Source organism: Paraburkholderia sp. GAS334 (assembly GCF_050436625.1).
GTDB lineage: Bacteria > Pseudomonadota > Gammaproteobacteria > Burkholderiales > Burkholderiaceae > Paraburkholderia.
On sequence record NZ_JBNDMO010000011.1, the window covers coordinates 45,489 to 69,897 of the forward strand.

Below are 24,409 nucleotides of genomic sequence, written 5' to 3' on the forward strand. Positions count from 1 at the left end.
CGCGCTCCACGTCCCCAAGCAGCACGCCACCGGGTCAACTGAACGTGAAAGGATCCGGCTGCGGCGCGCTCGTGGCGAGCGCTGGCTCGCCAAGCAGATCGCGCGTGGCATCTTCGATGAACGCGGACATGGCATCGAGCGCGAGATCGTTGTCTTCGGTGCCGAATGGCTCTTCGATTTGCGACGCGATGGCTTCGAGGGCCATGAAGGTGTATGCGACGAACACCGAGAAGACTGGCGTGAAGTTGCCGATGCTATCCACGAGTCCGAACGGCAGCGCCGCGCAGAAGAAGTAGACCGTACGGTGAATCATGACCGAGTACGCGAACGGCAGCGGCGTGGAGGCGATGCGCTCGCAGCCGCCGACCACATCCGAAAGACCATTCAGATTGCGATCGAAGGCGAGGGCCGCCCATGCATCGAGCGCGCCTTCGCGCGTACGCAATTGCACCCACTCTCCGAGCCAGAGCATGATCGTCGCGGGACGATAGCGTGCCGCCATGACGCGTTCGAGGAGCGGCGAAGGCAGACGCGTGGCGAGGTCATTCCGTGGATCGGTCTGTCTCAACTGGTGGCGCAGCGCATGCGGAAACGCACCGAGAATGCGGACGAAAAGCCGGGTCTCGTCGACGCTGACCGCATCGCGGGGCAGCGTGAGTGCCTGCCGGGTCAGCGAGCGTGATTCGTTGAGCAGTTGACCCCACAGCTTGCGCGCTTCCCAGTATCGATCGTAGCTGGCGTTGTTACGGAACCCGAGGAACACGGCGAGCGCGATCCCGACGAGTGAAAACGGCGTGGGGCTGAGATCGACGGTGACTTTGAGGACACGGTCGTGGGACGCGACGGCGACGACGGAGATGCAGAAGATGAGAAAGAGCCGCGGCAGCAGTTCTGGCAGCACGGATCCCTTCCAGGCGAGGAGCATGCGAAACCAGTGGAGGCGCGGGCGAACGATCATGGCTGATGGCAACGACTCGGTGGCGACGATCCTGCATTATCGCGAAAACATGTGGCGACGGGTTCAAAGGCGGCGAATGGCCGCACGGAGCGGCTTACTGGTCGGCGACGCACGAAGTGCGGAGGCGGATGGATGAGTGCTGTGTCACAAAGGTTGCTGCGCGAGGGACGGTCTCGCGCGCGGACCTATGTGGTGTGAAGTGCTATGGCGACACTTCATGGGTTGCCATTCGCGGTTACCGACGCAACCTGGAAGATCTGAGTTCTCGAAGCGCCTTTCTTTTGCCTACTTTTCTTTGGAAGACAAAGAAAAGTAGGTGCCGCCCCGCACAGGGGCGACGCAAATAGACCGACACCAACACAAGGAAAGGCCAAAGAGGAAAGGCCAAAGAAAAAAGGCGGACCCCAAAAAGGACCCGCCTCAATCAAAAACAAGCCCGCGCGGCAAGCGCAAAAGTCTTAACCCAAACCAGCCCGCGCAGCCTTAACAGCCAGAACAACCTGCTCAGGCGCGGTCCCGCCGGGATGATTCCGACTACCGACAGACCCTTCAAGCGTGAGGTACTCAAAAACATCTTCACCGATAAGCTGAGCGACATTAGACAATTCAGCCCGCATCTCATCGAGCGAAAGATCGGCCAGATCACACCCACGATCGACGCAAACGCGAACAGCAAGCGCGACAGCCTCATGCGCATCACGGAAAGGCAGCCCGCGTTTAACCAGATAATCCGCCAGATCAGTCGCAGTAGAAAACCCTTGAAGCGCAGCATCCCGCATAGCCGCAGGCTTCACAGAAATCCCGGCGACCATCTCGGCAAAAATCCGCAACGTATCGGCCACCGTATCGACGGTATCGAACAGCGGCTCCTTATCTTCCTGATTGTCCTTGTTGTACGCGAGCGGTTGACCTTTCATCAGCGTCAGCAGCGCCATCAAATGCCCATTCACGCGCCCGGTCTTGCCACGGGCAAGCTCAGGCACATCGGGATTCTTCTTCTGCGGCATGATCGACGACCCGGTGCAGAACCGGTCGGCAAGATCGATAAACCCGACGCGCGGGCTCATCCACAGAACGAGCTCTTCAGAAAACCGCGACACGTGCGTCATCACCAGCGCCGAAGCCGCAGTAAATTCAATCGCGAAATCACGATCAGAAACTGCATCGAGAGAATTCGCGCAGATGCCATCGAACCCAAGCGTCTTCGCGACAGCAAGACGATCGATCGGATAGCTCGTCCCAGCCAGCGCAGCCGCGCCCAGCGGCAGACGGTTCACGCGCGTACGGCAATCGCGCATCCGCTCGGTATCGCGCGTAAACATTTCGACGTAGGCCAGCAGGTGATGACCAAACGTCACCGGCTGTGCAACCTGCAAATGCGTAAAGCCAGGCATGATCGTCGCCGCATTCTGCTCGGCGAGATCGATCAGCGCACCGCGCAGATCCTTCAGCAATCCGCCGATACGATCGATCTCGCCACGCAGCCACAGACGGATATCGGTCGCGACCTGATCGTTACGCGAGCGGCCCGTATGCAGACGCTTGCCCGCATCGCCGATCAGGGCCGTCAGGCGCGCTTCGATGTTCAGGTGGACGTCTTCCAGGTCGAGTTGCCACTCGAATTCGCCACGCTCGATTTCACCCTTGATCTGCGCCATGCCGCGCTGGATCGCAGCGAGGTCGTCGGCGGCGATGATCTTCTGCGCCGCCAGCATCGAAGCGTGCGCGAGCGAGCCTTCGATATCGACCAGCGCCAGACGCTTGTCGAAGAAAACCGACGACGTATAGCGTTTGACGAGTTCCGACATCGGCTCCGAGAACCGTGCCGACCAGGCTTCGCCTTTTTTGTGCAGTTGGGACGTCATGATGTTTGGCAGTGGAGAGACGGTGAAAGGCGGGCGACCTGAGCATACGTCGCCGGTAAGAAAAGACTCAAACGAGACAGCGATTTTAGCATCCGGCGGCGGCACGGCCAGCGCGCTCGCGCCGGCGGTGAGCTTCGCCGCCGGCGCGCGTTACATGCGCACCAGTACAACCAGCTTCAGGTCCTCGCGATGCGCGGGCTTGAACGTCATCTGGTCGTAGACGACGCGGCCGTGGCGCGGATGGTTGAACTCGCGCCGTCCACCCTCGCGTCCGCCGACATCCTGCGACGCCCAGAAGCGCGCGAACGCGTCGCTCGCGGCGCTCAGTGAATCGATCAGCGTACGGGTTGGCGCTTCATTCAGATGGCGGATCGAATCTGCCCGAAACTCGGCGGCGAGCCGCCTCGCGCGCGGTTCCCAGTCTGCGATCAGTTCGCGCGCACCGGGCTCCGTGAACGTGAAGCGCAGCAGGTTGCGGTCATGTTCACCATCGAGCCAGCCGACGAACAGGTCCGCCGCCCGCGCATTCCACGCGAGCGCATTCCACTGGCGGTCGAGCACATAGGCCGGCGCGTCGATTAGCTGGACGGTTTCGAGCAGCCGCGCGGGCGCGTCGGCGGCGGCCGGGTCCGGCTCGGCGGGATCGCGCTGTGCGGCGAGTTCGAACAGATACGCCCGTTCGGCGCGGGACAGTTGCAGCGCGACGGCGATGCGCGCGAGCGCATCGGCCGAAGCCGACACGGGCCGGCCCTGTTCGATCCACGTGTACCAGGTCGGGCTGACACCACACAACTGCGCCACTTCCTCGCGCCGCAAACCGGGCGTGCGACGGCGCGGGCCGGGCGGCAGGCCGACCGCCTGCGGCGACAGCCGCTCGCGGTGCGCACGGATGAAATCGCCCAGTGCGCGGGCAGGCGTGGCGTCGAGCGGTGGCGGAGACAGTTCGGGTGAAGACGGCCGGGTCATCGTGTGTGAGAGAGGCGGGTGGTATTAATACTGGAATAATTGCTTGACTTGTACCAGTACAGAGCGGGCTCTATTGTAGCGGCAGGAACGGCAAAAACCGCATCGGCGCGCCGCTTCCTGACGTTTTCCCGCGAACAATACGAGCCAAACCGCCTCAACCCCGAAGAGGAGCTTCCCATGAAGCATCACGATCAGGTCGCCGACGCATTCGGCTCCACCGCCGCCGCTTATCTGACGAGTCACGTGCACGCGACGGGCGCCGATCTGCAGACGCTGGCCGCTGCCATTCAGGCGACGCCTGGCGCGACCGTGCTCGACATGGGCTGCGGTGCAGGTCACGCGAGTTTTGCGGTGGCGCCGCACGCGAAGTCGGTCGTCGCGTATGACATCGCGCCGCAGATGCTCGAAACCGTCGCCGCCGCCGCGCGTGAACGCGGGCTCGACACGATCCGCACGCAGCAGGGCGCGGCGGAAACACTGCCGTTCGCCGACGCGTCGTTCGACTGGGTCATCAGCCGCATGAGCGCGCACCACTGGCACGACGTGCCGCAGGCGCTTAAGGAAGTGCGTCGCGTGCTGAAGCCAGGCGGCCAGGTGCTGTTCATCGATATCGCCGGCAGTGACCATCCGTTGCTCGACACGCATATTCAGGCGGTTGAACTGCTGCGCGACGGCTCGCATATCCGCGACTATCGCAGCGACGAATGGGTCGCGCTGTTCGAAGCAGCGGGATTCAGGGCGTCGATTCGCGAGCGCTGGCGCCTGCCGATCGAATTCGATGCGTGGGTCAAGCGAATGCGCACGCCGCAGCCGCGCGTCATTGCGATCCAGTCGGTCTGGTCCAGTGCGCCGGACGAGGTGCTTCAGTATTTCAATGTGCAGGACGACGGTTCTTTCGAACTCGATGCGTTGATGATCGAGGCGCGCTAACCGGCGGAGAGAAGGGCGATTCGCAACCCGAAGGCGCCAGAAACAAAAAGGGCACGCGATCCGATAAACCAGATTGCGTGCCCGTCGAACCAAAGCGCATCAAACCAGACCAAGCCACACCAGAAGTCAGGCCGGTCAGCCCGTATTGCGCAGCCCTGCGGCAATACCGTTGATCGTCAAATGAATCCCGCGCCGCAGACGCGCATTCCGGTCACCCGCGCGGTGGCGCTTGAGCAGTTCCACCTGCAGGTGATTCAGTGGATCGAGATACGGGAAGCGGTTCTTGATCGAACGCGCGAGCAGCGGGTTATCGGCGAGCCGCTCGCTCTTGCCAGTGATCTCCGACAGCACCTTCGACGTGCGTTCCCATTCCGCGACGATGCGCTCGAACACGTGCTTGCGCAGCTTCTTGTCGGTCACGAGCTGTGCGTAGCGCGATGCGACCGCGAGATCGGTCTTCGCCAGCACCATGTCCATGTTCGACAGCAGGTTCGAGAAGAACGGCCACGTCTTGTGCATCTTCTTCAGCAGCGAAAGACGGCGTGCGCGTTCGGCATCGGTCGGCGCGCTGTCCAGATGCGCCGACACCGCGCTGCCGAAGCCATACCAGCCCGTCAGCAGCAGACGGCATTGGCCCCACGAGAAACCCCACGGAATCGCACGCAGATCTTCGATCCTGCGTTGCTTCGGGTCCTGCAGCTTGCGCGATGCCGGACGGCTGCCGATGTTCAGCTCGGCGATTTCCGAAATCGGCGTCGACTCGAAGAAATACTCCTTGAAGCCCGCCGTTTCGTAGACCAGCGCGCGATACGACGCCATCGCCGCATCCGAAAGCTGCTGCATCGTTTCTTCGAAAGCGGGCAACTGGTCGGGCGCGTTGCCGTGCGGCAGCAGCGATGCTTCGAGCGTCGCGGCGACGACCGTTTCCAGATTGCGTCGGCCGATGTCCGGGTTGCCGAATTTGCTCGCGATCACTTCACCCTGTTCGGTGAGACGGATCTGGCCGTCGACCGTGCCCGGAGGTTGCGAGAGGATGGCCTGATACGTCGGGCCACCGCCGCGTCCGACTGTGCCGCCGCGGCCGTGGAAGAGCCGCAGCGTCACGCCGCGTTCGTTGAAGAGTGACACGAGCGCCAGTTCCGCGCGATACAGCTCCCAGTTCGATGTCAGGAAGCCGCCGTCCTTGTTGCTGTCCGAGTAGCCGAGCATGACTTCCTGCTCGCCGCCCTGATGTTCGATCAGCGCGTCGACGCCCGGTAGCGCGATCAGGTCGCGCATGATGTGCGGCGCATTGCGCAGGTCGGGGATCGTCTCGAAGAGCGGAATTACCATCAGGCCCGCTTTCGCCGGATCGTTCGCGTCGCCCAGACGCCCGTGCAGCAGGCCGGTTTCCTTCTGCAGCAACATCACTTCGACGAGATCGCTGACGGTCTCCGTGTGCGAAATGATGTAGTTGCGCACCGCGCGCGCACCGAATTTTTCGCGCGTCACGCGGGCCTCTTCGAGCACGCCGAGCTCGCTCTTCACGAGATCGGAATAGTCGGCGTACGGCAGACGCAATGCGCGCGGCTGCGCGAGTTCGGCGAGCAGCACGGTGAGCTTGTCCGCTTCGGACAGCGCCGCGTAATCCGCTTCGACGCCCGCGCATTTGAGCAGCTCCGCGATCACCGCTTCGTGCACGTCGGAGCTCTGCCGCAGATCGATGCTCGCCAGATGGAAGCCGAACACTTCGGACGCGCGCGCGAGCGGCGACAGGCGCGGCGTTGTCAGCGATGCGCCGTGATGTTCGGTGAGCGAATCCATCAGCACATGCAGGTCGCGCGTGAATTCGGCGGCGTCGCCGTACGGTTTCGCACGCACCGGCGCCACGCCGCGGCCCGCGCTGCGCACGGGCACGCTGCCTTCGCCCAGACGCACGCGCGCGCTCGCCGCAAGCCGCGTGTAGATGCCGATCAGCGCGCGGCGATACGGCTCGTCGGTGCGATGCGGCGACTGGTCGGGCGAGGCGTCGGTCAGTGCTTTCAGCGCGTCGCTCGAACCGGCGAGCAGGTTCGACACGGACAGTTCCGCGCCGAGCTTGTGCACCTGCTCCATGTAGTGCTCGAGGATCACCGCGGCCTGGCGGGTGATCGCGTGCTCGAGCGTTTCTGCCGTCACGTTCGGATTGCCGTCGCGGTCGCCGCCAATCCAGCTGCCCATCTGGAAGAACGGCGGCAGGCGCGCCGGCAGACCGTGTTCGGCGAGCGCGGCTTCGATGTCGGCGTAGAGCGCGGGGATTTCCTCGAGGAAGGTCGCGCGGTAGTACGACAGCGCGTTTTCGATTTCATCGGCGACGGTCAGACGCGAGTCGCGCAGCATCCGCGTCTGCCACAGCGACGTAACACGGGCGCGCAGCATCGTTTCGTTGTGCGCGCGTTCGCGCTCGGTCAACTGCTGGTCGCGCTCGGCGAGCAGATGCGCGATGTCGTGTTCCGCGTCGAGAATGCTCTTGCGCTGCACTTCGGTCGGGTGGGCGGTCAGCACCGGGACGATCAGCGCATCGTTGAAGAACTGCTGCAACACCGGTGTCGGCGCAGCTTCGGCTTCCATCAGGCGTTCGAGCGCGTAGGCCATCGTGCCCGGACGCGGCGCCGCATTGGCCAGCGCGTGGATACGGTGACGGCGATTGCGGTGACGGTCTTCGGCGATGTTCGCGAGGTGCGAGAAGTAGCTGAACGCACGCACGACGCTCACCGTCTGTTCCGGGCTCAGCGTGCGCAGCTTCTTTTCGAGCGTCTGCGCGGCGACGCTGTCGTCTTCGCGACGAAAGCGCACAGCCGTCTGACGGATCGTTTCGACGACGTCGAATACCGCGTCGCCTTCCTGCTCACGCACGACGTCGCCGAGCAGGCGTCCCAGATAGCGGATGTCCTGGAAGAGCGGTTGATCCTTGTCTTCGCGCGTGCGGCCGCCGGATTTCGCGGGCGTCGTTGTTGCAGGCTGTGTAGCGGCTGCGGGCGTGGCGTCTGTCGTGGCGGACCTTGCGGCTTTCGCCCGGTCTTTCGCGGAGCCGTTGGCCGACTTTTCAACCGGCTTCGTGATCGATGTGGCCAGGGCGCCGTCGAGCGCCGCGCCGGCCTTGACTGATTTCAGTGCTTTCGCGGCCTTCTCAGGCGCAACGGATTTGACGGCTTTGCTGGATTTCACGCCTTTAGCGGCTGCCTGGGTGGCTTTGGCTGCTTGGGCAGGTTTCGCATGGGCGGTGGTCACGGCCGAAGAAGCGGTGGGCGATGCAGTGTTGCGGCGGGCGGGGCGCGCCGATCCGGAAGACGTCACGATGGGTTTCCTCAGGGAAGCCAGGGTCTATTGATGATGAAGAGCGGTTTCAAAACACATGCGCGCGAACTGCGCAGGCGCCGCCGCGCGCCGACGAAGAGCGGGCGCGCAACGACACGGAACTGCTGAAACGACAGGCACGCAGGAAGGCACACGAGGAAGGGAAACGCCCATTGCCGCGTGACGCGCCGCAACGCATCATCCCGCATGCCACCGCGCGGCGCGCGAACGACCGTACGGGAAGCCTTGGGGGCAGATACAGCGGCAGCGCCCGGAACGGGCCTGTCTCCTGCGTCGATGCCACGCCAGCATGGCCATCCGGCCTGTAAAGCGACACTGGCGTGCGTGCTAACATTGATTGTTATTGAACCCCGTCTTCCACTGACCTTGCAATGAATTCCGAGACCCATTCAGCGCTACCCCGCACGCTGGTGATTGCTTCGCGAGAAAGCCGCCTTGCCATGTGGCAGGCCGAACACGTGCGGTGTGCGCTGCACAAATTATATCCATCTTGCGACGTAAAAATCCTCGGAATGACAACACGTGGTGATCAGATTCTCGATCGCACGCTTTCGAAGGTCGGCGGCAAGGGCCTGTTCGTCAAGGAACTGGAGAACGCGCTGGCCGATGGCCGCGCCGATCTGGCCGTCCATTCGCTGAAAGACGTGCCGATGGAACTGCCGGCTGGCTTTGCCCTGTCGACCATCATGGAGCGCGAGGATCCGCGCGACGCGTTTGTCTCGAACATGTATGACTCGCTCGCGGCGTTGCCTGCGGGCAGCGTGGTCGGCACATCCAGTTTGCGGCGCGAAGCGATGTTGCGGGCGCGCTATCCGCAGCTTGTCGTCCAGCCGTTGCGCGGCAATCTGGATACGCGCCTCGCCAAGCTCGATCGCGGCGACTACGCGGCCATCATCCTCGCTGCGGCGGGGTTGAAGCGGCTGGGTCTCGCTGAACGCATCCGCGCGCCGCTCGATCCGGACGACAGCCTGCCCGCAGCCGGGCAGGGCGCGCTCGGCATCGAGATTCGCGAAGATCGCGCCGATCTGGCCGCGTGGCTTGCGCCGCTGCATCACGAACATACGGCGGCGGCGGTTGAGGCCGAGCGCATGGTGTCGCGGATGCTGGGCGGCAGTTGCGAAGTGCCGCTCGCCGCGTATGCGACCTGGCATGACGGCGCGCTGCATCTGCGCGGCATGGTCGCGACGCCTGACGGCCGGCGTGTACTGAACGCGCATGCGTCCGCACCCGCGCCGACGGTGGGCGCCGCGATCGAACTGGGCCGTGAGGTGGCGGCGTCGCTTGAAAGCCAGGGCGCGCTCGATATTGTCCGGTCGCTGAGTACCGCGAGCGGCAACGTGACCGGCGCGTGATGTCGACCGGAGCACGCGTCGATCCCCCGGTTGCCAGCGGCGCAGCGGTGGAGGCTGATTTCACCGTCGTGATCACGCGGCCCGCCGGACAATCGGCTGGGTTGATGGCGGCGCTGTCTGCTGCCGGCGTATCGACGCTTGAATTCCCTTTGATCGACATCGGCGACGTCGAAGATGCGGGCCCGCTGCGCGCGGCGCTGGCCTCGCTCGAAAATTATGCGCTGGTGGTGTTCGTGTCGCCGAACGCGGTCGACCGCGCCTTTGCGCACTACGATGCGATCTGGCCACATGCGCTGCCGGTTGGCGTCGTCGGGCCGGGAAGTGTGGCGGCGCTGGCGCGGCACGGTGTGGAAGCGCCCGCGTATCGCGTGATCAGCCCGACCGTCGACGCCGACGACGATACCGGCCGTTTCGATTCCGAAGCGCTCTTCACTGCGCTCGAGGCGACGCTCGGCACGGGCGGCTTCGAAGGGCGGCGCGTACTGATCGTGCGCGGCGACGGCGGCCGCGAATGGCTCGCCGACCGTCTGCGTGAAGCGGGCGCACAGGTCGAGACCGTGGCCGCCTACCGGCGGATCGTGCCGGACCCGTCGATCGGTGCGTGGTCGCGGGTGTACGCGTTGCTGTCGGGCGAGCCGCACACGTGGCTCCTGACGAGTTCGGAAGGCGTGCGCAATCTCGACGAGCTGGCGCGCGAACATCTGACCACCGGCGAGATCGCGCAACTGAAGCGCGTATCGCTCGTCACGCCACATCCACGCATCGCGCAGACCGCGCGGGGAGTGGGTTTTGATAGGATTACGGTGTCTGGCGCGGGCGATGAGCGTATCGCCCGTGCATTGCTCGCCTCTGCAGCCTCCGTTGCTTCCGTTGTTAAACCGGTACCGTCCAACCCGGCTCACTCACGCATGACAGATTCGAACGATTCCAGAAACGCTTCCATTCCTCCGGCTGCCACGCCTCCGTTGCCGCCGAACCCGCCTTTCACGCCCTATGAAGCGCAGCAGAAACCGCGCAACGTGAGCGGGCCCTTGCTGTGGTTCGTCATCGTCGTGCTGATCTGCGCGGCGGGCGTCGGCGCGTTTGCGCTGAACCGCAAGGTCGACCGGATGGAGCAGCAACTGGCGCAGCGTCAGCAGGCCAACGATGCGCAAACCGCTGCGCTCAATGTGAAGACCGAACAGGCGCTGGCAACGGTGCATCAGTCCGATTCTCAGGTCTCGCAGCTCGAAGGCAAACTCGCCGATGCACAGGCGGGACAGCAGGCGCTGCAACAGCAATACGCCGATCTCGCGCGCAACCGCGATGACTGGACGCTTGCTGAAGTCGGGCAGATGCTGTCCGCTGCCAGCCAGCAACTGCAACTCACGGGCAACACGCAACTCGCGCTGTTCGCGCTGCAAAGCGCCGACACGCGTCTCGCCGCATCGGACAGTGCCCAGGTTATCACGGTGCGCAAGGCGATCGCGCAGGACATCGACAAGCTGAAGTCGGCCCCGTCCACCGATCTCACGGGCCTCGCCATCAAGCTCGACAACGCGATCGATATGGTCGATTCGCTGCCGCTTTCCGGCGAAGCGCCGATTGGCCACGCCGCCGCGCATGCCGCTGCCCCGGCTGATTCAACGAAGGTCTCGGCGGCCACGGGCGAGCCACGCTGGAAGGTGTTGTGGCGTCAGTTCACGTCGGGCGTCGGCCAGCAGCTGGCGAGCCTCGTGCAGGTGCGCCGTATCGACAATGCCGACGCGATGCTCGTCTCGCCCGATGAAGGCTACTTCGTGCGCGAAAACCTGAAGCTGCGCCTGTTGTCGGCGCGCCTCGCGCTGCTCTCGCGCAACCAGACCACACTCAAGTCCGACCTTCACGCCGCCGATGCCGCGCTCAGCCGCTACTTCGACAGCTCGTCGAAGCGCGTGCAAACGGTGCGCGGCCTGGTGAAGGACGTCGATACCGGTTCGGCGGCGGTTGAACTGCCAAACCTGAACACGAGCCTGCAGGCTGTCCACCAATACCGGAGCCGGGGTTAATCATGGCTATCCGCGGACTTCTCTGGCTGGCCTTCCTGTTTGCGATTGCGGTGGTGCTGGCGACGGCCGGCCGGTTCGACACCGGTCAGGTGTTGCTCGTCTACCCGCCGTATCGCATCGATATTTCGCTGAACCTGTTTGTCGTCGGTCTCGTCGTCACGTTTATCGTGCTGTACGCACTGATGCGTGCGATCCGCAATATCTGGCGCATGCCGCAGCGTGTCGCCGCCTATCGTGCGCGCTCGCGCGTGGCGAAGGCGCAGGCGGCATTGCGCGACGCGATCGGCAACCTCTATGCGGGGCGTTTCTCGCGCGCGGAAAAAGCGGCGCGCGATGCGCTGACGAATCCCGACAACAAGGGTGCCGCAGGTCTGATCGCGGCGAATGCGGCGCACCGCATGCACGAATACGCGCGTCGCGACGAATGGCTCGCGCAGATCGACGAGGCGGACTGGCAGGATGCGCGTTTGATGGCCACCGCCGATATGCGCGCCGATGGCCGCGATGCGGACGGCGCACTCGAAGCGTTGAAGCAGATGCAGACGCAGGGTGGCCGGCGTATTCACGCGCAGCAGATCACCTTGCGCGCGCAGCAGCAACTGAAGAACTGGAGTGAAGTGCTGAAGCTCGTCAAGACGCTGGAGAAGCGCGAGGCGATCCATCCGGCCGTGGCGGTGCGCCTGCGTCAGCTGGCTGCGGAGAATCTGTTGCGCGACCGTCGTCATAACGCCGATGCGCTACTCGAACTGTGGCATTCGTTGTCGCCGACCGAGCGGCATTCGCCGCGTCTCGCCGATCTGGCTGCCGAGTTGCTGCTCGGCCTGAACCGTCCGAACGACGCGCGCAAGATTGTCGAAGAAGCGCTCGCGCAGAACTGGGACGCGCGTTTGCTGCGTCGCTATCCGGAAACAGCCGGCGGCGATGCATTGCCGCTGATCCAGAAGGCGGAAGCGTGGAAGAACGATCGCCCTGACGATGCCGATCTGCTGTTCGCGCTCGGGCGTCTGTGTCTGCATCAACAGTTGTGGGGCAAGGCGCAGTCGTTCCTCGAACAGGCGTTGAAGCTCGCTGATAACGAACCGCTGAAGATCCGCTCGCATCGCGCGCTCGCGAGACTGCACGAGCAGCTTGGCGATGCGGGTAAGGCCAGCGAGCACTATCGGGAAAGTGCGCTGGCGATGAACGTGGTCTAACGGGCTTTAACGCGGTTAGCGGGTGCGTTGACGCTGGATGATCGAAGCCTCCGGGGCGTTGCCTCCGGAGGCTTTTTCTTTATTGGCCGCTAACGGGCCAGAGCGCACTGCTACCGGTTCACCAGCCTTGCCGGCACGCTGATCGCGAGCAGGCCGCCGAGAATCATGCATGCGGCCAGCAGGTACATACCGGAGTCGTTGGCAGCGGTGGCCTGCTTGAGCCAGCCCACCGCATACGGGCTCAGAAAGCCTGCGAGGTTACCCAGCGAATTGATCATCGCAATACCGGCCGCGGCGCCGGTCCCGGCGAGAATTGCCGTCGGCAGGCTCCAGAAGAGCGGCAGTGTCGTCAGAATGCCCATCGTCGCCAGGGTGAGGCCGGTCATCGCGAGCAGGGTGTTGTGCGCCCACACCACCGAGAGCACCAACCCCAATGCGCCCGCGAACGCCGGCACGGCGATGTGCCAGCGGCGCTCGCGCATGCGGTCGGCGCTTTTCGCGATCAGCACCATCGCGACCACGGCGGCCGCGAACGGAATCGCCGAAAGCAGGCCGATCGAGAACGCGTCGGTGACACCGGTTGCCTTGATGATCGTCGGCAGCCAGAAACTCACGCCGTACAGGCCCATCACGAACGAGAAATAGATCAGGCTCATCAGCCACACGCGCGGGTTCGACAGCACCCTGGCGACCGGCATGTCGTGCTTGACCGCTTCTTCGGCGGCGACATTGCGTTCGAGCAGTTGCTGCTCTTCCGGCGTCAGCCACGTCGCCTTGCTGATGCGGTCGTCCAGTTTCAGGAACACCCACACGCCGACGAGCACCGACGGAATCCCTTCGAGCAGAAACAGCCACTGCCAGCCGTGCCAGCCGTTCAGGCCGTTGAAGTTCTTCAGGATGTAGCCCGACACGGGGCCGCCGATCACACCGGAGAGCGCGATGGCCGTCATGAACCATGTCGTCATGCGACCGCGCCGGTGCGCCGGATACCAGTACGTGAGATAGAGAATGATGCCGGGGAAGAAACCCGCTTCGGCGAGGCCGAGCAAAAAGCGCATCGCGTAGAACATCGTCGGCGTGGTGACGAACATCGTCAGCATCGAGACGATGCCCCACGTCGCCATGATCCGCGCGATCCACACGCGTGCGCCGACCTTGTGCAGGATGAGGTTGCTGGGAATCTCGAAGATAAAGTAGCCGACGAAGAAGATACCCGCGCCGAAACCGTAGACCGCGTCGCTCAGGTTGAGATCGGCGGTCATCTGCAGCTTTGCAAAGCCGACGTTGACGCGATCGAGATACGCGACGACGTAGCAGAGCATCAGAAGCGGCGTGAGCCGCCAGGCCACCTTGCGGTACGTCGCCTCTTCGAAGGTGGAAGGCGGCGCGCCGGCGCCGGGGGCGTGCAGCGGATTCGCGGGACTGGCCATGGTGTCTCCTCGTTCGTTCTACGTAGATAGAAGTGCCGCGTTTCGCGCATTCTATACGTGGTTCAAACGAAATCCGGACCGCCGAAGTCGGGGAAAACACCGAGGCGCCGCGGCGTGAACCCCGCCGCACTCCGGCGGCCGCTGCTGCAACCCGGCGCAGACCGGTCGCTGCAGCGCGCGCCGCAGTGGACACTAGACGCAGCGCCCGCCGTCGACTTCGAGACACACACCGGTGACGAACTCCGCTTCGTCCGAAGCGAGGTACAGACACGCGTTGGCGACGTCCTGCGGCGTCGAGAAGCGACCGAGCGGGATACCGGCAAGAAAGCGCTTGCGATTCTCCGGCGTGTCTTCGACGCCCATGAATTCGGAGAGCAGGGCGGTTTCGCCCATCACCGGGGCCACGCAGTTCACGCGGATGCGGTCCGGCCCGAGTTCGGCCGCAAGCGACTTGCTCGCGATGATCACCGCGCCCTTGCTGCCGTTGTACCAGACGAGCCCCGGCCGCGGCCGCACGCCCGCCGTCGACGCGATGTTGACGAACACGCCGCCGCCCTGTGCGCGGAAGTACGGCACAAACTGCTGCACGCTCCAGTAGATGCTTTTGACGTTGACCGCATAGACGCGATCGAACTCGGTCTCGGTCACGTCGAGCACCGGTTTGTTGCGATGCGTCGTGCCAGCATTGTTGACGACGATCTGCACGCTGCCGAAGTCTTCGAGTGCGGCTTCGCGCAGCGTAGTCCAGTCTTCACTGCGTGTGACGTCGCCCGCGACCGCAATCGCCTTGCCGCCCGCGAGCGCAATTTCGCTCGCGACGCGTTCGGCCGCCGGACCGTTCAGATCGTTGACGACGACGTTCGCGCCCTCGCGTGCGTACGTTTTCGCGATGCCTTCACCGAAACCCGAGCCGCCACCTGTGACGATGGCTGTCTTGCCTGTCAACCGCATGATGTCTCCTTTGTGTTTTCGCCGACGCCAGAACGCAATACCTTCGAACGGAACAGCTAGCCGTGCCGGATCGCAACCGTTTTCAGCACGGTGAATCCGTAGAGCGCCTCGAAGCCCTTCTCCCGGCCATGGCCGGAATGGCGAACGCCGCCGAACGGCAGTTCGACGCCACCGCCCGCGCCATAGTTGTTGATGAATACCTGGCCCGAACGCACCCGCCGCGCAAGGCGCAGTTGTCGCCCGCCGTCGCGCGTCCAGATACCGGCGACGAGCCCGTATGGCGTGCCGTTCGCGAGCGCAACCGCTTCGTCTTCGTCGTTGAAGGGCATCGCGGCGAGCACGGGGCCGAACACTTCTTCGCGCGCGAGGCGATGCGTGGGCGGCACATCGCGCAGGAGCGTCGGCGCCTGATAGAAGCCGGTCTCGGGCGCATCGACGATCACCTCGCCATGCGCGGCCATGGCCACGCCATCGTGCTGCGCATCGGAAAGGAAATCCCACACGCGTTGCTGCTGTTTTGCGCTGATCAGTGGGCCGCAATCGAGATCCGCGGTGGACGGCCCGACGCGCAACGCGCGAAACGCCGCGCCAAGCCGCTCGAGCAACGGTTCGTAAATCGTGCGGTCGATGAGCACGCGGCTGCCTGCCGAACACGTCTGCCCGGCGTTCTGGACGATGGCCGACACGAGCACCGGTAACGCGGCTTCGAGGTCAGCGTCGGCAAACACGATCTGCGGCGACTTGCCGCCGAGTTCCAGCGTGACCGGCACGTGGTTTTCGGCCGCCATCTGTGTGACGAGCTTGCCCGTCTCCGGCGAGCCCGTGAACGAGATGTGATCGATGCCGGGATGACGCGCGAGCGCCGCACCCGCTTCGTGCCCATAACCCGTGACGACGTTCAGCGCGCCGGCCGGCAGGCCCGCTTCGGCGGCCAGTTCGGCGACGCGCAATACCGTCAGGCACGCATCCTCGGCTGGCTTCACGACGCACGCGTTGCCTGCGGCAAGCGCCGCGCCGACGCTGCGGCCGAAGATCTGCATGGGGTAGTTCCACGGCACGATATGGCCCGTGACGCCGTGTGGTTCGCGAATCGTGAAGACCGTGTAGCCCGGCTGGTAGGGCAGCGTTTCGCCGTGAAGCTTATCGGCGGCGCCGGCGTAGAACTCGAAGTAGCGCGACAGTGCCGATGCATCCGCGCGGGCCTGCCTGAGCGGCTTGCCGGTGTCCTGCGCCTCGAGCTTCGCGAGTTCTTCGTGACACGCGGTGACCAGCATCGACAGCCGGTACAGCACGCGGCCGCGCTCGGCCGCGCTCGCCGCGCCCCATGCGCCTTCGTAAGCACGGCGGGCGGCCCGTACCGCGCGGTCGATGTCTGCTGCCGTGCCGCGCGCGAGGCGCGTGAAGGGCTGGCCGTCCGATGGATCGATGACGTCGATCGTCTCGTTGCCCGTGGAACTGCTCCATTCGCTGCCGATGAAGTGTTTCGCTTCTTCCATGCATGCTCCTGGTTGAGAACTGAAGATGCCCACCCGCGCGGGCCCGAACCGGAATCGCGCGTGACGCCGCCCGGGAACGCCGGCGCGGCGGCCCGCGCCGTGCCGCGCGTGATGCCCGATCCACAAGGCGTAGAACGATTATCGCGCCGATCCCGTGCCGGCCGCCATCGGCCGATTGGCTATAATGGCGCATTCCGCACCGTCCGGCCGCGTGGCCGCGTGCGCCTGTCAAGGCGCCGCGCCGCAGCCGTGCTCCGAATTTCATCCTGACCAGAGAACGCTCATGAGCTTTAATCACGTGCCCGCAGGCAAAGATCTCCCGCAAGATTTCAACGTCATCATCGAAATCCCGGCGCAAAGCGATCCGGTGAAGTACGAGGCCGACAAGGATCTGGGCCTGCTCGTCGTCGACCGTTTCATCGGCACGGGCATGCGCTATCCGGCTAACTACGGCTTCATTCCGCAGACGCTCTCCGGCGACGGCGACCCGGTCGACGTGCTCGTGATCACGCCGTTCCCGCTGCTGGCCGGCTCGGTGGTGCGCGCGCGCGCGCTCGGCATGCTGCAGATGACGGACGAATCGGGCGTCGACGCGAAGCTGATCGCCGTGCCGCACGACAAGATCTGCCCGATGACGGCAGACCTGAAGTCGGTCGACGACGTGCCCGCGTATCTGAAAGACCAGATCAAGCACTTCTTCGAGCAGTACAAGGCGCTGGAGAAGGGCAAGTGGGTGAAGGTGGATGGCTGGGCGGGCATCGATGCCGCGCACAAGGAAATCGCCGACGGCATCGCGAACTTCAAGAAGTAATTCGTCGAAGCTGCCGTAGAAGAGAAAACCGCGCGAGCCCTTCGGGGCCGCGCGGTTTTTTTATGCTGCGGCACCCGGATCCGCACAAAGACCAGCCCGTTAAGAATGCCTTAAGTACTGCGCTGTAGCATCCATCGAACGACGCGGCGGGAGAGGGTGACAGGTGATACATCCCGCGAGCGTCATCCGCAAAAATTCAATCCCCCGCATCAGAACCGGATTCGCCTTGAGGTGTCACTCGATTGACATTTGGGCCGGTTAAAGTGAAACCGCCGTCATCTATCATTTTGAAGCGCGATGCCGGAAACCAACTTTTTCTCACCCTAGAGATTGATTCAATCAGGACACCTTTCAAATGAAATTGAACACCGTGGCTCTGGTGATTTCGGCCGTGATTACGCTTTCTGCCTGTGGCGGAAGCGACAACAACAACGCCGCCGCGCCTGCGGCCGCGCCTGTTCCCAACACGGCAACGGCAACGGGCTACACTCTTTCGGTGTTCGCGAAGGCACCGTCTGCAACCAGCAAGCCCGACTCGATCGTGCAGATGGGCTCAACCGTATTCATCGGTTATCAGAATGCCGGCGAGGTTAAAGACGGCTCCGTGCCCGGCATCACCAATCAGATCGTGCAGTACGATCTGAAGGGCAATGCACTCAAGACGTTCACGGCCCCGGGACACGTGGACGGCCTGCTTGCGCGCAGCGACACCAATACTCTGTGGGCCATGGCGAACGAAGACGGCAATCCGGAGCTGACGATCATCGACCTCGCCTCCGGTACGCAAAAGACCTATCAGGCAACCGTCAACCCGACAGCGCATGGCGGCGGTTATGACGACATGCAGTTGCTGAATGGCGTTGTATACGTCAGTGCCTCGGCACCCACCACGCCAGGCACGGGTCCCTCTGTCGTCGCCCTTACGTTGAACCCCAACGGTACGACGTTCGACGTCGCGACGGTGCTGGACGGCAGCGCACAGAAGATAGACATCACGCCGTCGGTAGGGGGTTCGCCAAACCCGACTTTCAATCAGCCGGTGACGTTCGCGCTGGCCGACCCTGATTCGGAGGCCATCGATCCTTCCGGCAATCTCGTGCTGGACAGCCAGTCGGATGGCAAGCTGGTATTCATCACCAACCCGGGTCCGAGCCAGACCGTCAGGATGCTCGCGCTGACGTTGTATAACGACAAGGACGGTCCGACCTATCCGGTGGACGATACGCGTTTCGTACCGACGCAGGGCCCGACTGGCACAACGTTCATGCTCTTCACGGATGCAAACAACACGACCTATCGGGTCGATGCGCCCTTCAAGCAGGGCGATGCCTACAGTGCGGGCCAGGGTCAGGTGATGCAGCTGGACGTCAAGACCGGACATCTGACGCCGGTGGTCGCCGGTATCGGTGTTGCGTCGGCGCTGCAGGACCCGCATGGGATGCTGTTCGTCGCCCAGTGAGACCTCGCGCCTCGCTGTCGGATGAGTCGCTTTAAGGTATCGCTTGACCTGATGCGTCTGACTGCTTTGTCGACGCATCGGGCGGCGCGCGATTTCTTATGCTTTTCCAGACGCCCCGCCGGCTTCCGAAGGCTCGGCCTCTGGCTCGACCACATCGACCGCATCGACCACGGGCAACACCGATTCAAGCGTGCGCGCGCCGGCAGCCAGCGCGCGTTTTTCAACAGCCGTCAGCCGCTTGACCCAGTACTCGGCGCGCGAAGCGCTCGACCGGTCGGCGAGTTCAAACGAAGCGAGCAGCTGTCGCGGTTTGCGCGAGCGCGTATAGCGCGCGCCGGTGCCGCTGACGTGTTTGTCAAAGCGCGCCTGCACATCGACCGCAATGCCGGTGTAGACACTGCCGTCTTCGCATTCAATCAGGTAGAGAAACCACGGCATACGGGGCAGGAAACAACACGTCCTGGGAAAGAGGGATGGCCACGAGTTTCCCATAGAAACCCGTAGCCGTAACCCGACGAAAAGCCGTCAGCGTCAGTAAATCAGCCCTTGAACGGATTGTGTTCGCGCAGTTCGTCGACATATGCGTGGATGTTGCCCGTTTCGCCTGCGAGGAATTGTGCGACGGCATCCGAGAACGCCGGATGCGCGAGCCAGTGCGCTGAACGCGTGACGGTCGGCAGGAAGCCGCGTGCCATCTTGTGCTCACCCTGCGCGCCGCCTTCGAAAGCACCGAGTTTCTCCTCGATGCAGAATTCGAGCGGCTGGTAGTACGCCGTTTCGAAGTGCAGGCACGGCACGTGTTCGAGCGCACCCCAGTAGCGTCCATACAGCGTGCCGCCGGTTTTTTCGTCGCGCTGATAGACGACCAGCGAACTCGCGATCGGCTTGCCTTCGAATTCCGCGATCACGAGCAGCAGATTTTCAGGCATCGTTTCGCCGATCATCCGGAAGAAGTCGAGGTTCAGATACGGCGTCGAAAAGTGCTCCCGGTACGTCTGCCGATAGCATTTGCTGAAGAAGCGCCAGTCGGCATCCGTGGCATCCTCGCCGCGGATGCGGCGGCACGTGACGCCCGCGTCATGCACCTTGCGTCGCTCGGCGCGGATGTTCTTGCGCTTCTTCTGTTCGAGCGTCGACAGGAAGTCGTCGAAGGTCTGATAGCCGTCGTTGAGCCAGTGAAACTGGACGCCTTCGCGCTGCATCATGCCGAGATCGGTCAGCGCTTCGGCTTCGGTTTCGGTCGGGAAGAGCACGTGCAGCGACGATACGTCCGCCTGTTCGGCAAACGCCATCACCGTCGCGGCGAGGTGGCGCAGCGCGTGTTCGCTGCTGGCAAGCAGCCGGTTGCCCTGCACCGGCGTGAACGGCACCGCGCACAGCAGCTTCGGATAGTAGGGCACGCCGTTGCGCTTGTACGCATCCGCCCAGGCCCAGTCGAACACATACTCGCCGTATGAATGTCCCTTGAGATACACCGGTGCGGCGGCTTCGAGACGTCCCGTGCGCTCATCGGTGAGCGTGACGAACTGCGTCGCCCAGCCGGTGTCGGGCACGGCGCAACGCGTCGCGTGCAGCGCGCTCAAGAATTCGTGGCGCAGAAACGGCGTCGGTTGCGACTGCCGTGCGAGGAGCGCGTTCCATTCGACGGCGTCCACCTCGAGCGGCGACGCCAGAATGCCCGTGCGATAATTAAAGCGTTCCTGATTCAATCTGTATGACCGTTCCACTCTGTTCGACGTCTGGCTGCACGATGTGCGCTGCGTCGTCCGTGATTGCACCGGGTTTCGTTTCGTCCGTCGGTTCGTCTGTTGCAACGAACCACTGTTGCTGCCTTCGCCGTCAGGCTGCGGGCCCGCCTCCCACGTTCTGCCATGAAGACCCGAATCGCTCTAGCCCAACTCAATGTCACCGTCGGCGACTTCGCCGGCAACGTCGCGAAGATCGTCAACGCGGCCCGCGCTGCGCACAACGATGGTGCGAAGCTGCTGGTCGCGCCGGAACTTGCGCTCTCCGGCTATCCACCCGAAGACCTGTTGCTGCGTCCCGCGTTCTACACCGCGAGCGCCGCGGCGCTGGCCGATCTCGCCGCGCAACTGAAGCCTTTCAAGGGCCTGCGCGTGATCGTCGGGCATCCGCATCGCGACCCGGCGAACGGCCATGGTAATGCAAACGCGCCAATCGAGCGCGGCGTGCCGCCCGTCGATACATTCAACGCGGCGTCGCTGATCGTCGATGGCGAGATTGTCGGCACGTATCGCAAGCAGGATCTGCCGAACACCGAAGTGTTCGACGAGAAGCGCTATTTCGCCACGGACCCGCAGCCGTTCGTGTTCGATCTCGATGGCGTGACCTACGGCGTCGTGATCTGCGAGGACGTGTGGCATGCGTCCGCGGCGCAGATCGCGAAGGCGGCGGGCGCGCAGGTGCTGCTGATCCCGAACGGCTCGCCGTATCACCTGAACAAGGAAGCGGTGCGCGTCGATATCCTGCGCTCGCGGATCCGCGAGACGGGTCTGCCGATGGTCTACGTGAACATGGTCGGCGCGCAGGACGAACTCGTGTTCGACGGCGGCTCGTTCGTGCTCGACGCAAAGGGCGAAGTAGTCGCGAAGATGGCACAGTTCGAGGAAGGGCACGCGATCGTCGAATTCGATGGCGCCACGCCCGTGCCTTCCGCGATCGCGCCCGAACTGTCGATCGAAGCGCAGGTCTACGCGGCGCTCGTGATGGGCGTGCGCGACTACATCAACAAGAACGGCTTTCCCGGCGCGCTGATTGGCCTGTCAGGCGGCGTGGATTCGGCGCTGGTGCTGGCCGTTGCATGCGATGCGCTCGGCGCCGACCGCGTGCGCGCGGTGATGATGCCGTCGCGCTATACCGCCGATATCTCCACGACCGACGCTGCCGAGATGGCGCGCCGCGTCGGCGTGCGCTACGACGAAATCGCGATTGCGCCGATGTTCGATGCGTTCCGCACTTCGCTCGCGGATGAGTTCGCCGGCCGCGCCGAAGACGCCACCGAGGAAAACATCCAGGCCCGTATTCGCGGCACGCTGCTGATGGCCTTGTCGAACAAGTTCGGCTCGATCGTGCTGACGACCGGCAACAAGAGCGAGATGGCTGTCGGTTATTGCACGTTGTACGGCGATATGGCCGGCGGCTTCGCCGTCATCAAGGACATCGCGAAGACGCTCGTCTATCGTCTGTGCCACTACCGGAATGCGGCGACCACGTTCGCGAAGCAGGAGATCATCCCGGAGCGGATTCTCACGCGCGCGCCGTCGGCGGAACTGCGCGAGAACCAGACCGACCAGGACAGCCTGCCTGAATACGACGTGCTCGACGCGATCATGCGCATGTACATGGAAGAGGACCGCTCGCTCGCGGAAATCATCGCCGCCGGATACGCGGTCGAAGACGTCAAACGTGTCACGCGTCTCATCAAGATCAACGAGTACAAACGGCGTCAGGCGCCGATCGGCATCCGCGTCACGCATCGCGCGTTTGGCCGCGACTGGCGTTATCCGATCACGTCGCGTTACACGGAACCCGTCGAATGAGATCGCATCTGCTGCGACGGACTACTCGCAACGTGTCTGGCGCGGCGTAGAATCAAAAGCATTCGTTCCGTTTTCAATCTGTTCAATCTCTCGACCTGGATGAGGCCCGCCATGAAACGCATCACCGCAGTCATTAAACCGTTCAAGCTCGACGAAGTGCGCGAAGCGCTGGCCGAAGTCGGGCTGACCGGGCTGACCGTCACGGAAGTCAAAGGCTTCGGACGCCAGAAGGGCCACACCGAGCTGTATCGCGGCGCGGAATACGTCGTCGATTTCCTGCCGAAGGTGAAGATCGAAGTGGTGGTGGCGAACGATCAATGCGATCAGGTCATCGACGCGATCATCGGTGCGGCACGCACGGGCAAGATCGGCGACGGCAAGATTTTTGTCGCGGAAGTCGAGCGGGTGATCCGCATCCGCACCGGCGAGGAAAACGAAGCCGCAGTGTGATGTAGGGGAAAGCCGAGATCAGGCGCCGGCGTTGCACCACGCTGGTGCTTTTGTATGGGTATGCCAGAAATAAAAAACGGTGCGATACCCTTTCGGGTACCGCACCGATACGCGCCTCTCGCAGCAGCGTGAAAACTTCTCTTTAACTGTTCTGATTACACCGTTTGATTAGAACGAGTGTTGAATACCTGCGTACACACCGGTCTGGCTGTGGCCCGGCAGCGGGTTGTCAGTACCCACCGACGTACCCGGGTTGTTGGCATTCAGGCCGTAGTTAGCCGACTTGCTGTTCTGCGTCGTCGCGACCTGGAGGTCGAGCAGCGTGCGCTTCGACAGGTTGTACGAACCGCCAACCGTGTAGATCGTTGCGTTGCCCGCGCCATTGTTGCCATTGACGTGGTACACCGCTGCGATCAGTGCAGCTGCCGGCGTTGCTTGCCACGTCACACCGCCCCATTCGTGATTGAGCGTCGTCGGCTGGCCCGGCAGAACGCCCGTAGCACCCGACGAGCGGATCGCCTGGTAAGCAGCCTGGACCTTGAACTGACCGAGGAACACGTTCACGAGAGCCGAGTATTCGCGCGATGCCGAGAATACGCCGCCGCCAACGTTGGCGTTGTTGATCGCTCCCGTTTGCACGCCGTACAGCGAACCATTTGCCGGGTTGCGGATTTCGTCGTACAGGCCGCGAACCTGGAACAGGGCATTCGTGTAGGTGATCTGCGCGCCAGCTTCACGACCTTGCGTGGTCGTGCCGTTGCCGTTCCAGTTCGTCGCATTCGACAGTGCGTACTGACCGTAGAAGTCAAAGCCTGCGAACTTCGGCGACTGGTACGACACGTTGTTGCTCGATTGCGGCCAGTTACGACCACGCACCAGCGACGCCGACGACCAGTTCGATTGACCGAACGGATCGAAGTCCCACACGCCGTTCGAGATGAAGAGCTCGCGACCCAACAGCAGCGTACCGAACTGATCGTTCGACATACCGACCGTTGCCCAGCGATTGAAGAGACCGCCACCGCCCGGGCCTGCGCCCGTCATGGTGTTGAAGGAGCCTTCCAGCTGGAACAGCACCTTGTTGCCGCCACCAATGTCCTCAACACCCTTCATGCCCCACAGGCTGGTACCCCAGTCGCCGCTTTCCGCGCGGAAGCGGTGCGAGCTGCTGGTTGCTGCGCCCGTAGCGCTCGGGTTTGTCGGAACACCGGACATGTACTCAAGGCCGGCATCCAGGCGCCCATACAGCGTTACGCTGCTCTGTGCGTGTGCCGCCACGCCGAACGTCAGCAGCGATGCCGCGAGCAAAGCTTTCTTCATCTTCTCCTCCATACCCTGTCAAAAAGTAAACCCAGTACTGCGAATGGTGTCCGGACGCCAGAAGCGCCGAACAGAAATCTCGTACCAGAGAGCTTTGCGGCCGGGGTCGTATGTTGATGACGCGCGGCCTCGTTGCGGCCATCTTTACGTCACGCCCGATCCCTCGTCGACCGGTATCTCCTGTGCGTCGTATGAAGTGAAACTACTTTTATCGAACTTTGTTTTGCTACTTTGGTTACTAATTTAGCAAAAATACCCCTACCTGGCGAAGAAAATCGACGTGTCCCAAACAGGTGTCGCCAAAT

General features: G+C 63.4%; 19 protein-coding genes. 9 read left to right on the plus strand and 10 right to left on the minus strand.

The window, feature by feature from the left end:
• Positions 1–34: 34 nt before the first annotated feature.
• The 3 genes from P3T21_RS20825 to P3T21_RS20835 all read right to left on the minus strand — a co-directional run bounded on the left by P3T21_RS20825 (position 35) and on the right by P3T21_RS20835 (position 3,789).
• Positions 35–958 carry a bestrophin family protein gene (locus P3T21_RS20825; protein ID WP_429257839.1) on the minus strand — a complete coding sequence of 308 codons (924 nt, stop codon included), beginning with the start codon at positions 956–958 and terminating at the stop codon, positions 35–37.
• A gap of 458 nt (positions 959–1,416) precedes the next feature.
• Positions 1,417–2,823 (minus strand): argininosuccinate lyase, encoded by a 1,407-nt coding sequence (gene argH / locus P3T21_RS20830; protein ID WP_429257840.1) that lies wholly within the window; start codon positions 2,821–2,823, stop codon positions 1,417–1,419.
• A gap of 150 nt (positions 2,824–2,973) precedes the next feature.
• Entirely contained in the window at positions 2,974–3,789 is an 816-nt protein-coding gene (locus P3T21_RS20835; RefSeq protein WP_429257841.1) for a helix-turn-helix transcriptional regulator, read from the minus strand.
• A gap of 177 nt (positions 3,790–3,966) precedes the next feature.
• Here P3T21_RS20835 and P3T21_RS20840 point away from each other — a divergent pair, with 177 nt between their 5' ends.
• The gene (locus P3T21_RS20840) at positions 3,967–4,719 is read left to right on the plus strand and encodes a class I SAM-dependent methyltransferase (RefSeq protein ID WP_429257842.1); all 753 of its coding nucleotides are present in this window, start codon (positions 3,967–3,969) and stop codon (positions 4,717–4,719) included.
• A 135-nt stretch (positions 4,720–4,854) separates the two neighbouring features.
• Here the strand turns inward: P3T21_RS20840 and ppc are convergent, their stop codons facing one another.
• Positions 4,855–7,905: a phosphoenolpyruvate carboxylase gene (ppc, locus tag P3T21_RS20845; protein ID WP_429257843.1), complete on the minus strand. Its 3,051-nt coding sequence runs from the start codon at positions 7,903–7,905 to the stop codon at positions 4,855–4,857.
• Positions 7,906–7,924: 19 nt separating this feature from the next.
• On the opposite strand from ppc, the gene P3T21_RS20850 reads away from it, so the two are divergent.
• The 4 genes from P3T21_RS20850 (at position 7,925) to P3T21_RS20865 (ending at position 12,627) form a co-directional block, all read left to right on the plus strand.
• Complete coding sequence (locus P3T21_RS20850; RefSeq protein ID WP_429257844.1) at positions 7,925–8,068, plus strand: hypothetical protein; 144 nt, start codon at positions 7,925–7,927, stop codon at positions 8,066–8,068.
• 358 nt (positions 8,069–8,426) lie between these two features.
• On the plus strand, positions 8,427–9,407 hold the full coding sequence (gene hemC, locus P3T21_RS20855) for a hydroxymethylbilane synthase (protein WP_429257845.1): 981 nt from the start codon (positions 8,427–8,429) through the stop codon (positions 9,405–9,407).
• The gene (gene hemDX / locus P3T21_RS20860) at positions 9,407–11,434 is read left to right on the plus strand and encodes a fused uroporphyrinogen-III synthase HemD/membrane protein HemX (protein WP_429257846.1); all 2,028 of its coding nucleotides are present in this window, start codon (positions 9,407–9,409) and stop codon (positions 11,432–11,434) included. The genes hemC and hemDX overlap by 1 nt, the downstream gene beginning before the upstream one ends.
• A 2-nt stretch (positions 11,435–11,436) precedes the next feature.
• Entirely contained in the window at positions 11,437–12,627 is a 1,191-nt protein-coding gene (locus P3T21_RS20865; RefSeq protein ID WP_429257847.1) for a heme biosynthesis protein HemY, read from the plus strand.
• Positions 12,628–12,737: 110 nt separating this feature from the next.
• Here P3T21_RS20865 and P3T21_RS20870 read toward each other — a convergent pair whose 3' ends face one another.
• The 3 genes from P3T21_RS20870 to P3T21_RS20880 form a co-directional block, all read right to left on the minus strand.
• Positions 12,738–14,057 carry an MFS transporter gene (locus P3T21_RS20870; RefSeq protein WP_429257848.1) on the minus strand — a complete coding sequence of 440 codons (1,320 nt, stop codon included), beginning with the start codon at positions 14,055–14,057 and terminating at the stop codon, positions 12,738–12,740.
• Positions 14,058–14,249: 192 nt separating this feature from the next.
• Positions 14,250–15,008 (minus strand): SDR family oxidoreductase, encoded by a 759-nt coding sequence (locus P3T21_RS20875; protein ID WP_429257849.1) that lies wholly within the window; start codon positions 15,006–15,008, stop codon positions 14,250–14,252.
• A gap of 56 nt (positions 15,009–15,064) precedes the next feature.
• Entirely contained in the window at positions 15,065–16,504 is a 1,440-nt protein-coding gene (locus P3T21_RS20880; RefSeq protein ID WP_429257850.1) for an aldehyde dehydrogenase family protein, read from the minus strand.
• A gap of 283 nt (positions 16,505–16,787) precedes the next feature.
• Between P3T21_RS20880 and ppa the strand changes: the two genes are divergently transcribed.
• The gene (gene ppa / locus P3T21_RS20885; protein WP_429257851.1) at positions 16,788–17,315 is read left to right on the plus strand and encodes an inorganic diphosphatase; all 528 of its coding nucleotides are present in this window, start codon (positions 16,788–16,790) and stop codon (positions 17,313–17,315) included.
• A gap of 355 nt (positions 17,316–17,670) precedes the next feature.
• Positions 17,671–18,774, plus strand: coding sequence for a hypothetical protein (locus tag P3T21_RS20890; RefSeq protein ID WP_429257852.1), 1,104 nt, complete (start codon positions 17,671–17,673; stop codon positions 18,772–18,774).
• A gap of 96 nt (positions 18,775–18,870) precedes the next feature.
• Here the strand turns inward: P3T21_RS20890 and P3T21_RS20895 are convergent, their stop codons facing one another.
• Positions 18,871–19,212 (minus strand): GIY-YIG nuclease family protein, encoded by a 342-nt coding sequence (locus P3T21_RS20895; protein WP_429257853.1) that lies wholly within the window; start codon positions 19,210–19,212, stop codon positions 18,871–18,873.
• A gap of 101 nt (positions 19,213–19,313) precedes the next feature.
• Entirely contained in the window at positions 19,314–20,483 is a 1,170-nt protein-coding gene (locus P3T21_RS20900) for a GNAT family N-acetyltransferase (RefSeq protein WP_429257854.1), read from the minus strand.
• Positions 20,484–20,645: 162 nt separating this feature from the next.
• Between P3T21_RS20900 and P3T21_RS20905 the strand changes: the two genes are divergently transcribed.
• The gene (locus P3T21_RS20905; RefSeq protein ID WP_429257855.1) at positions 20,646–22,334 is read left to right on the plus strand and encodes an NAD+ synthase; all 1,689 of its coding nucleotides are present in this window, start codon (positions 20,646–20,648) and stop codon (positions 22,332–22,334) included.
• Positions 22,335–22,445: 111 nt separating this feature from the next.
• The gene (gene glnK, locus P3T21_RS20910) at positions 22,446–22,784 is read left to right on the plus strand and encodes a P-II family nitrogen regulator (RefSeq protein ID WP_074265470.1); all 339 of its coding nucleotides are present in this window, start codon (positions 22,446–22,448) and stop codon (positions 22,782–22,784) included.
• Between the two features lie 168 nt (positions 22,785–22,952).
• Here the strand turns inward: glnK and P3T21_RS20915 are convergent, their stop codons facing one another.
• Positions 22,953–24,104 (minus strand): porin, encoded by a 1,152-nt coding sequence (locus P3T21_RS20915; protein ID WP_429257856.1) that lies wholly within the window; start codon positions 24,102–24,104, stop codon positions 22,953–22,955.
• Between the last annotated feature and the right edge of the window lie 305 nt (positions 24,105–24,409).

Coding starts and splice junctions, on each gene's coding strand:
- P3T21_RS20825 (WP_429257839.1), bottom strand. CDS start 958: ATGATCGTTCGCCCGCGCCTCCACTGGTTTCGCATGCTCCTCGCCTGG.
- argH (WP_429257840.1), bottom strand. CDS start 2,823: ATGACGTCCCAACTGCACAAAAAAGGCGAAGCCTGGTCGGCACGGTTC.
- P3T21_RS20835 (WP_429257841.1), bottom strand. CDS start 3,789: ATGACCCGGCCGTCTTCACCCGAACTGTCTCCGCCACCGCTCGACGCC.
- P3T21_RS20840 (WP_429257842.1), top strand. CDS start 3,967: ATGAAGCATCACGATCAGGTCGCCGACGCATTCGGCTCCACCGCCGCC.
- hemC (WP_429257845.1), top strand. CDS start 8,427: ATGAATTCCGAGACCCATTCAGCGCTACCCCGCACGCTGGTGATTGCT.
- hemDX (WP_429257846.1), top strand. CDS start 9,407: ATGTCGACCGGAGCACGCGTCGATCCCCCGGTTGCCAGCGGCGCAGCG.
- P3T21_RS20865 (WP_429257847.1), top strand. CDS start 11,437: ATGGCTATCCGCGGACTTCTCTGGCTGGCCTTCCTGTTTGCGATTGCG.
- P3T21_RS20870 (WP_429257848.1), bottom strand. CDS start 14,057: ATGGCCAGTCCCGCGAATCCGCTGCACGCCCCCGGCGCCGGCGCGCCG.
- P3T21_RS20875 (WP_429257849.1), bottom strand. CDS start 15,008: ATGCGGTTGACAGGCAAGACAGCCATCGTCACAGGTGGCGGCTCGGGT.
- P3T21_RS20880 (WP_429257850.1), bottom strand. CDS start 16,504: ATGGAAGAAGCGAAACACTTCATCGGCAGCGAATGGAGCAGTTCCACG.
- ppa (WP_429257851.1), top strand. CDS start 16,788: ATGAGCTTTAATCACGTGCCCGCAGGCAAAGATCTCCCGCAAGATTTC.
- P3T21_RS20890 (WP_429257852.1), top strand. CDS start 17,671: ATGAAATTGAACACCGTGGCTCTGGTGATTTCGGCCGTGATTACGCTT.
- P3T21_RS20895 (WP_429257853.1), bottom strand. CDS start 19,212: ATGCCGTGGTTTCTCTACCTGATTGAATGCGAAGACGGCAGTGTCTAC.
- P3T21_RS20905 (WP_429257855.1), top strand. CDS start 20,646: ATGAAGACCCGAATCGCTCTAGCCCAACTCAATGTCACCGTCGGCGAC.
- glnK (WP_074265470.1), top strand. CDS start 22,446: ATGAAACGCATCACCGCAGTCATTAAACCGTTCAAGCTCGACGAAGTG.
- P3T21_RS20915 (WP_429257856.1), bottom strand. CDS start 24,104: ATGAAGAAAGCTTTGCTCGCGGCATCGCTGCTGACGTTCGGCGTGGCG.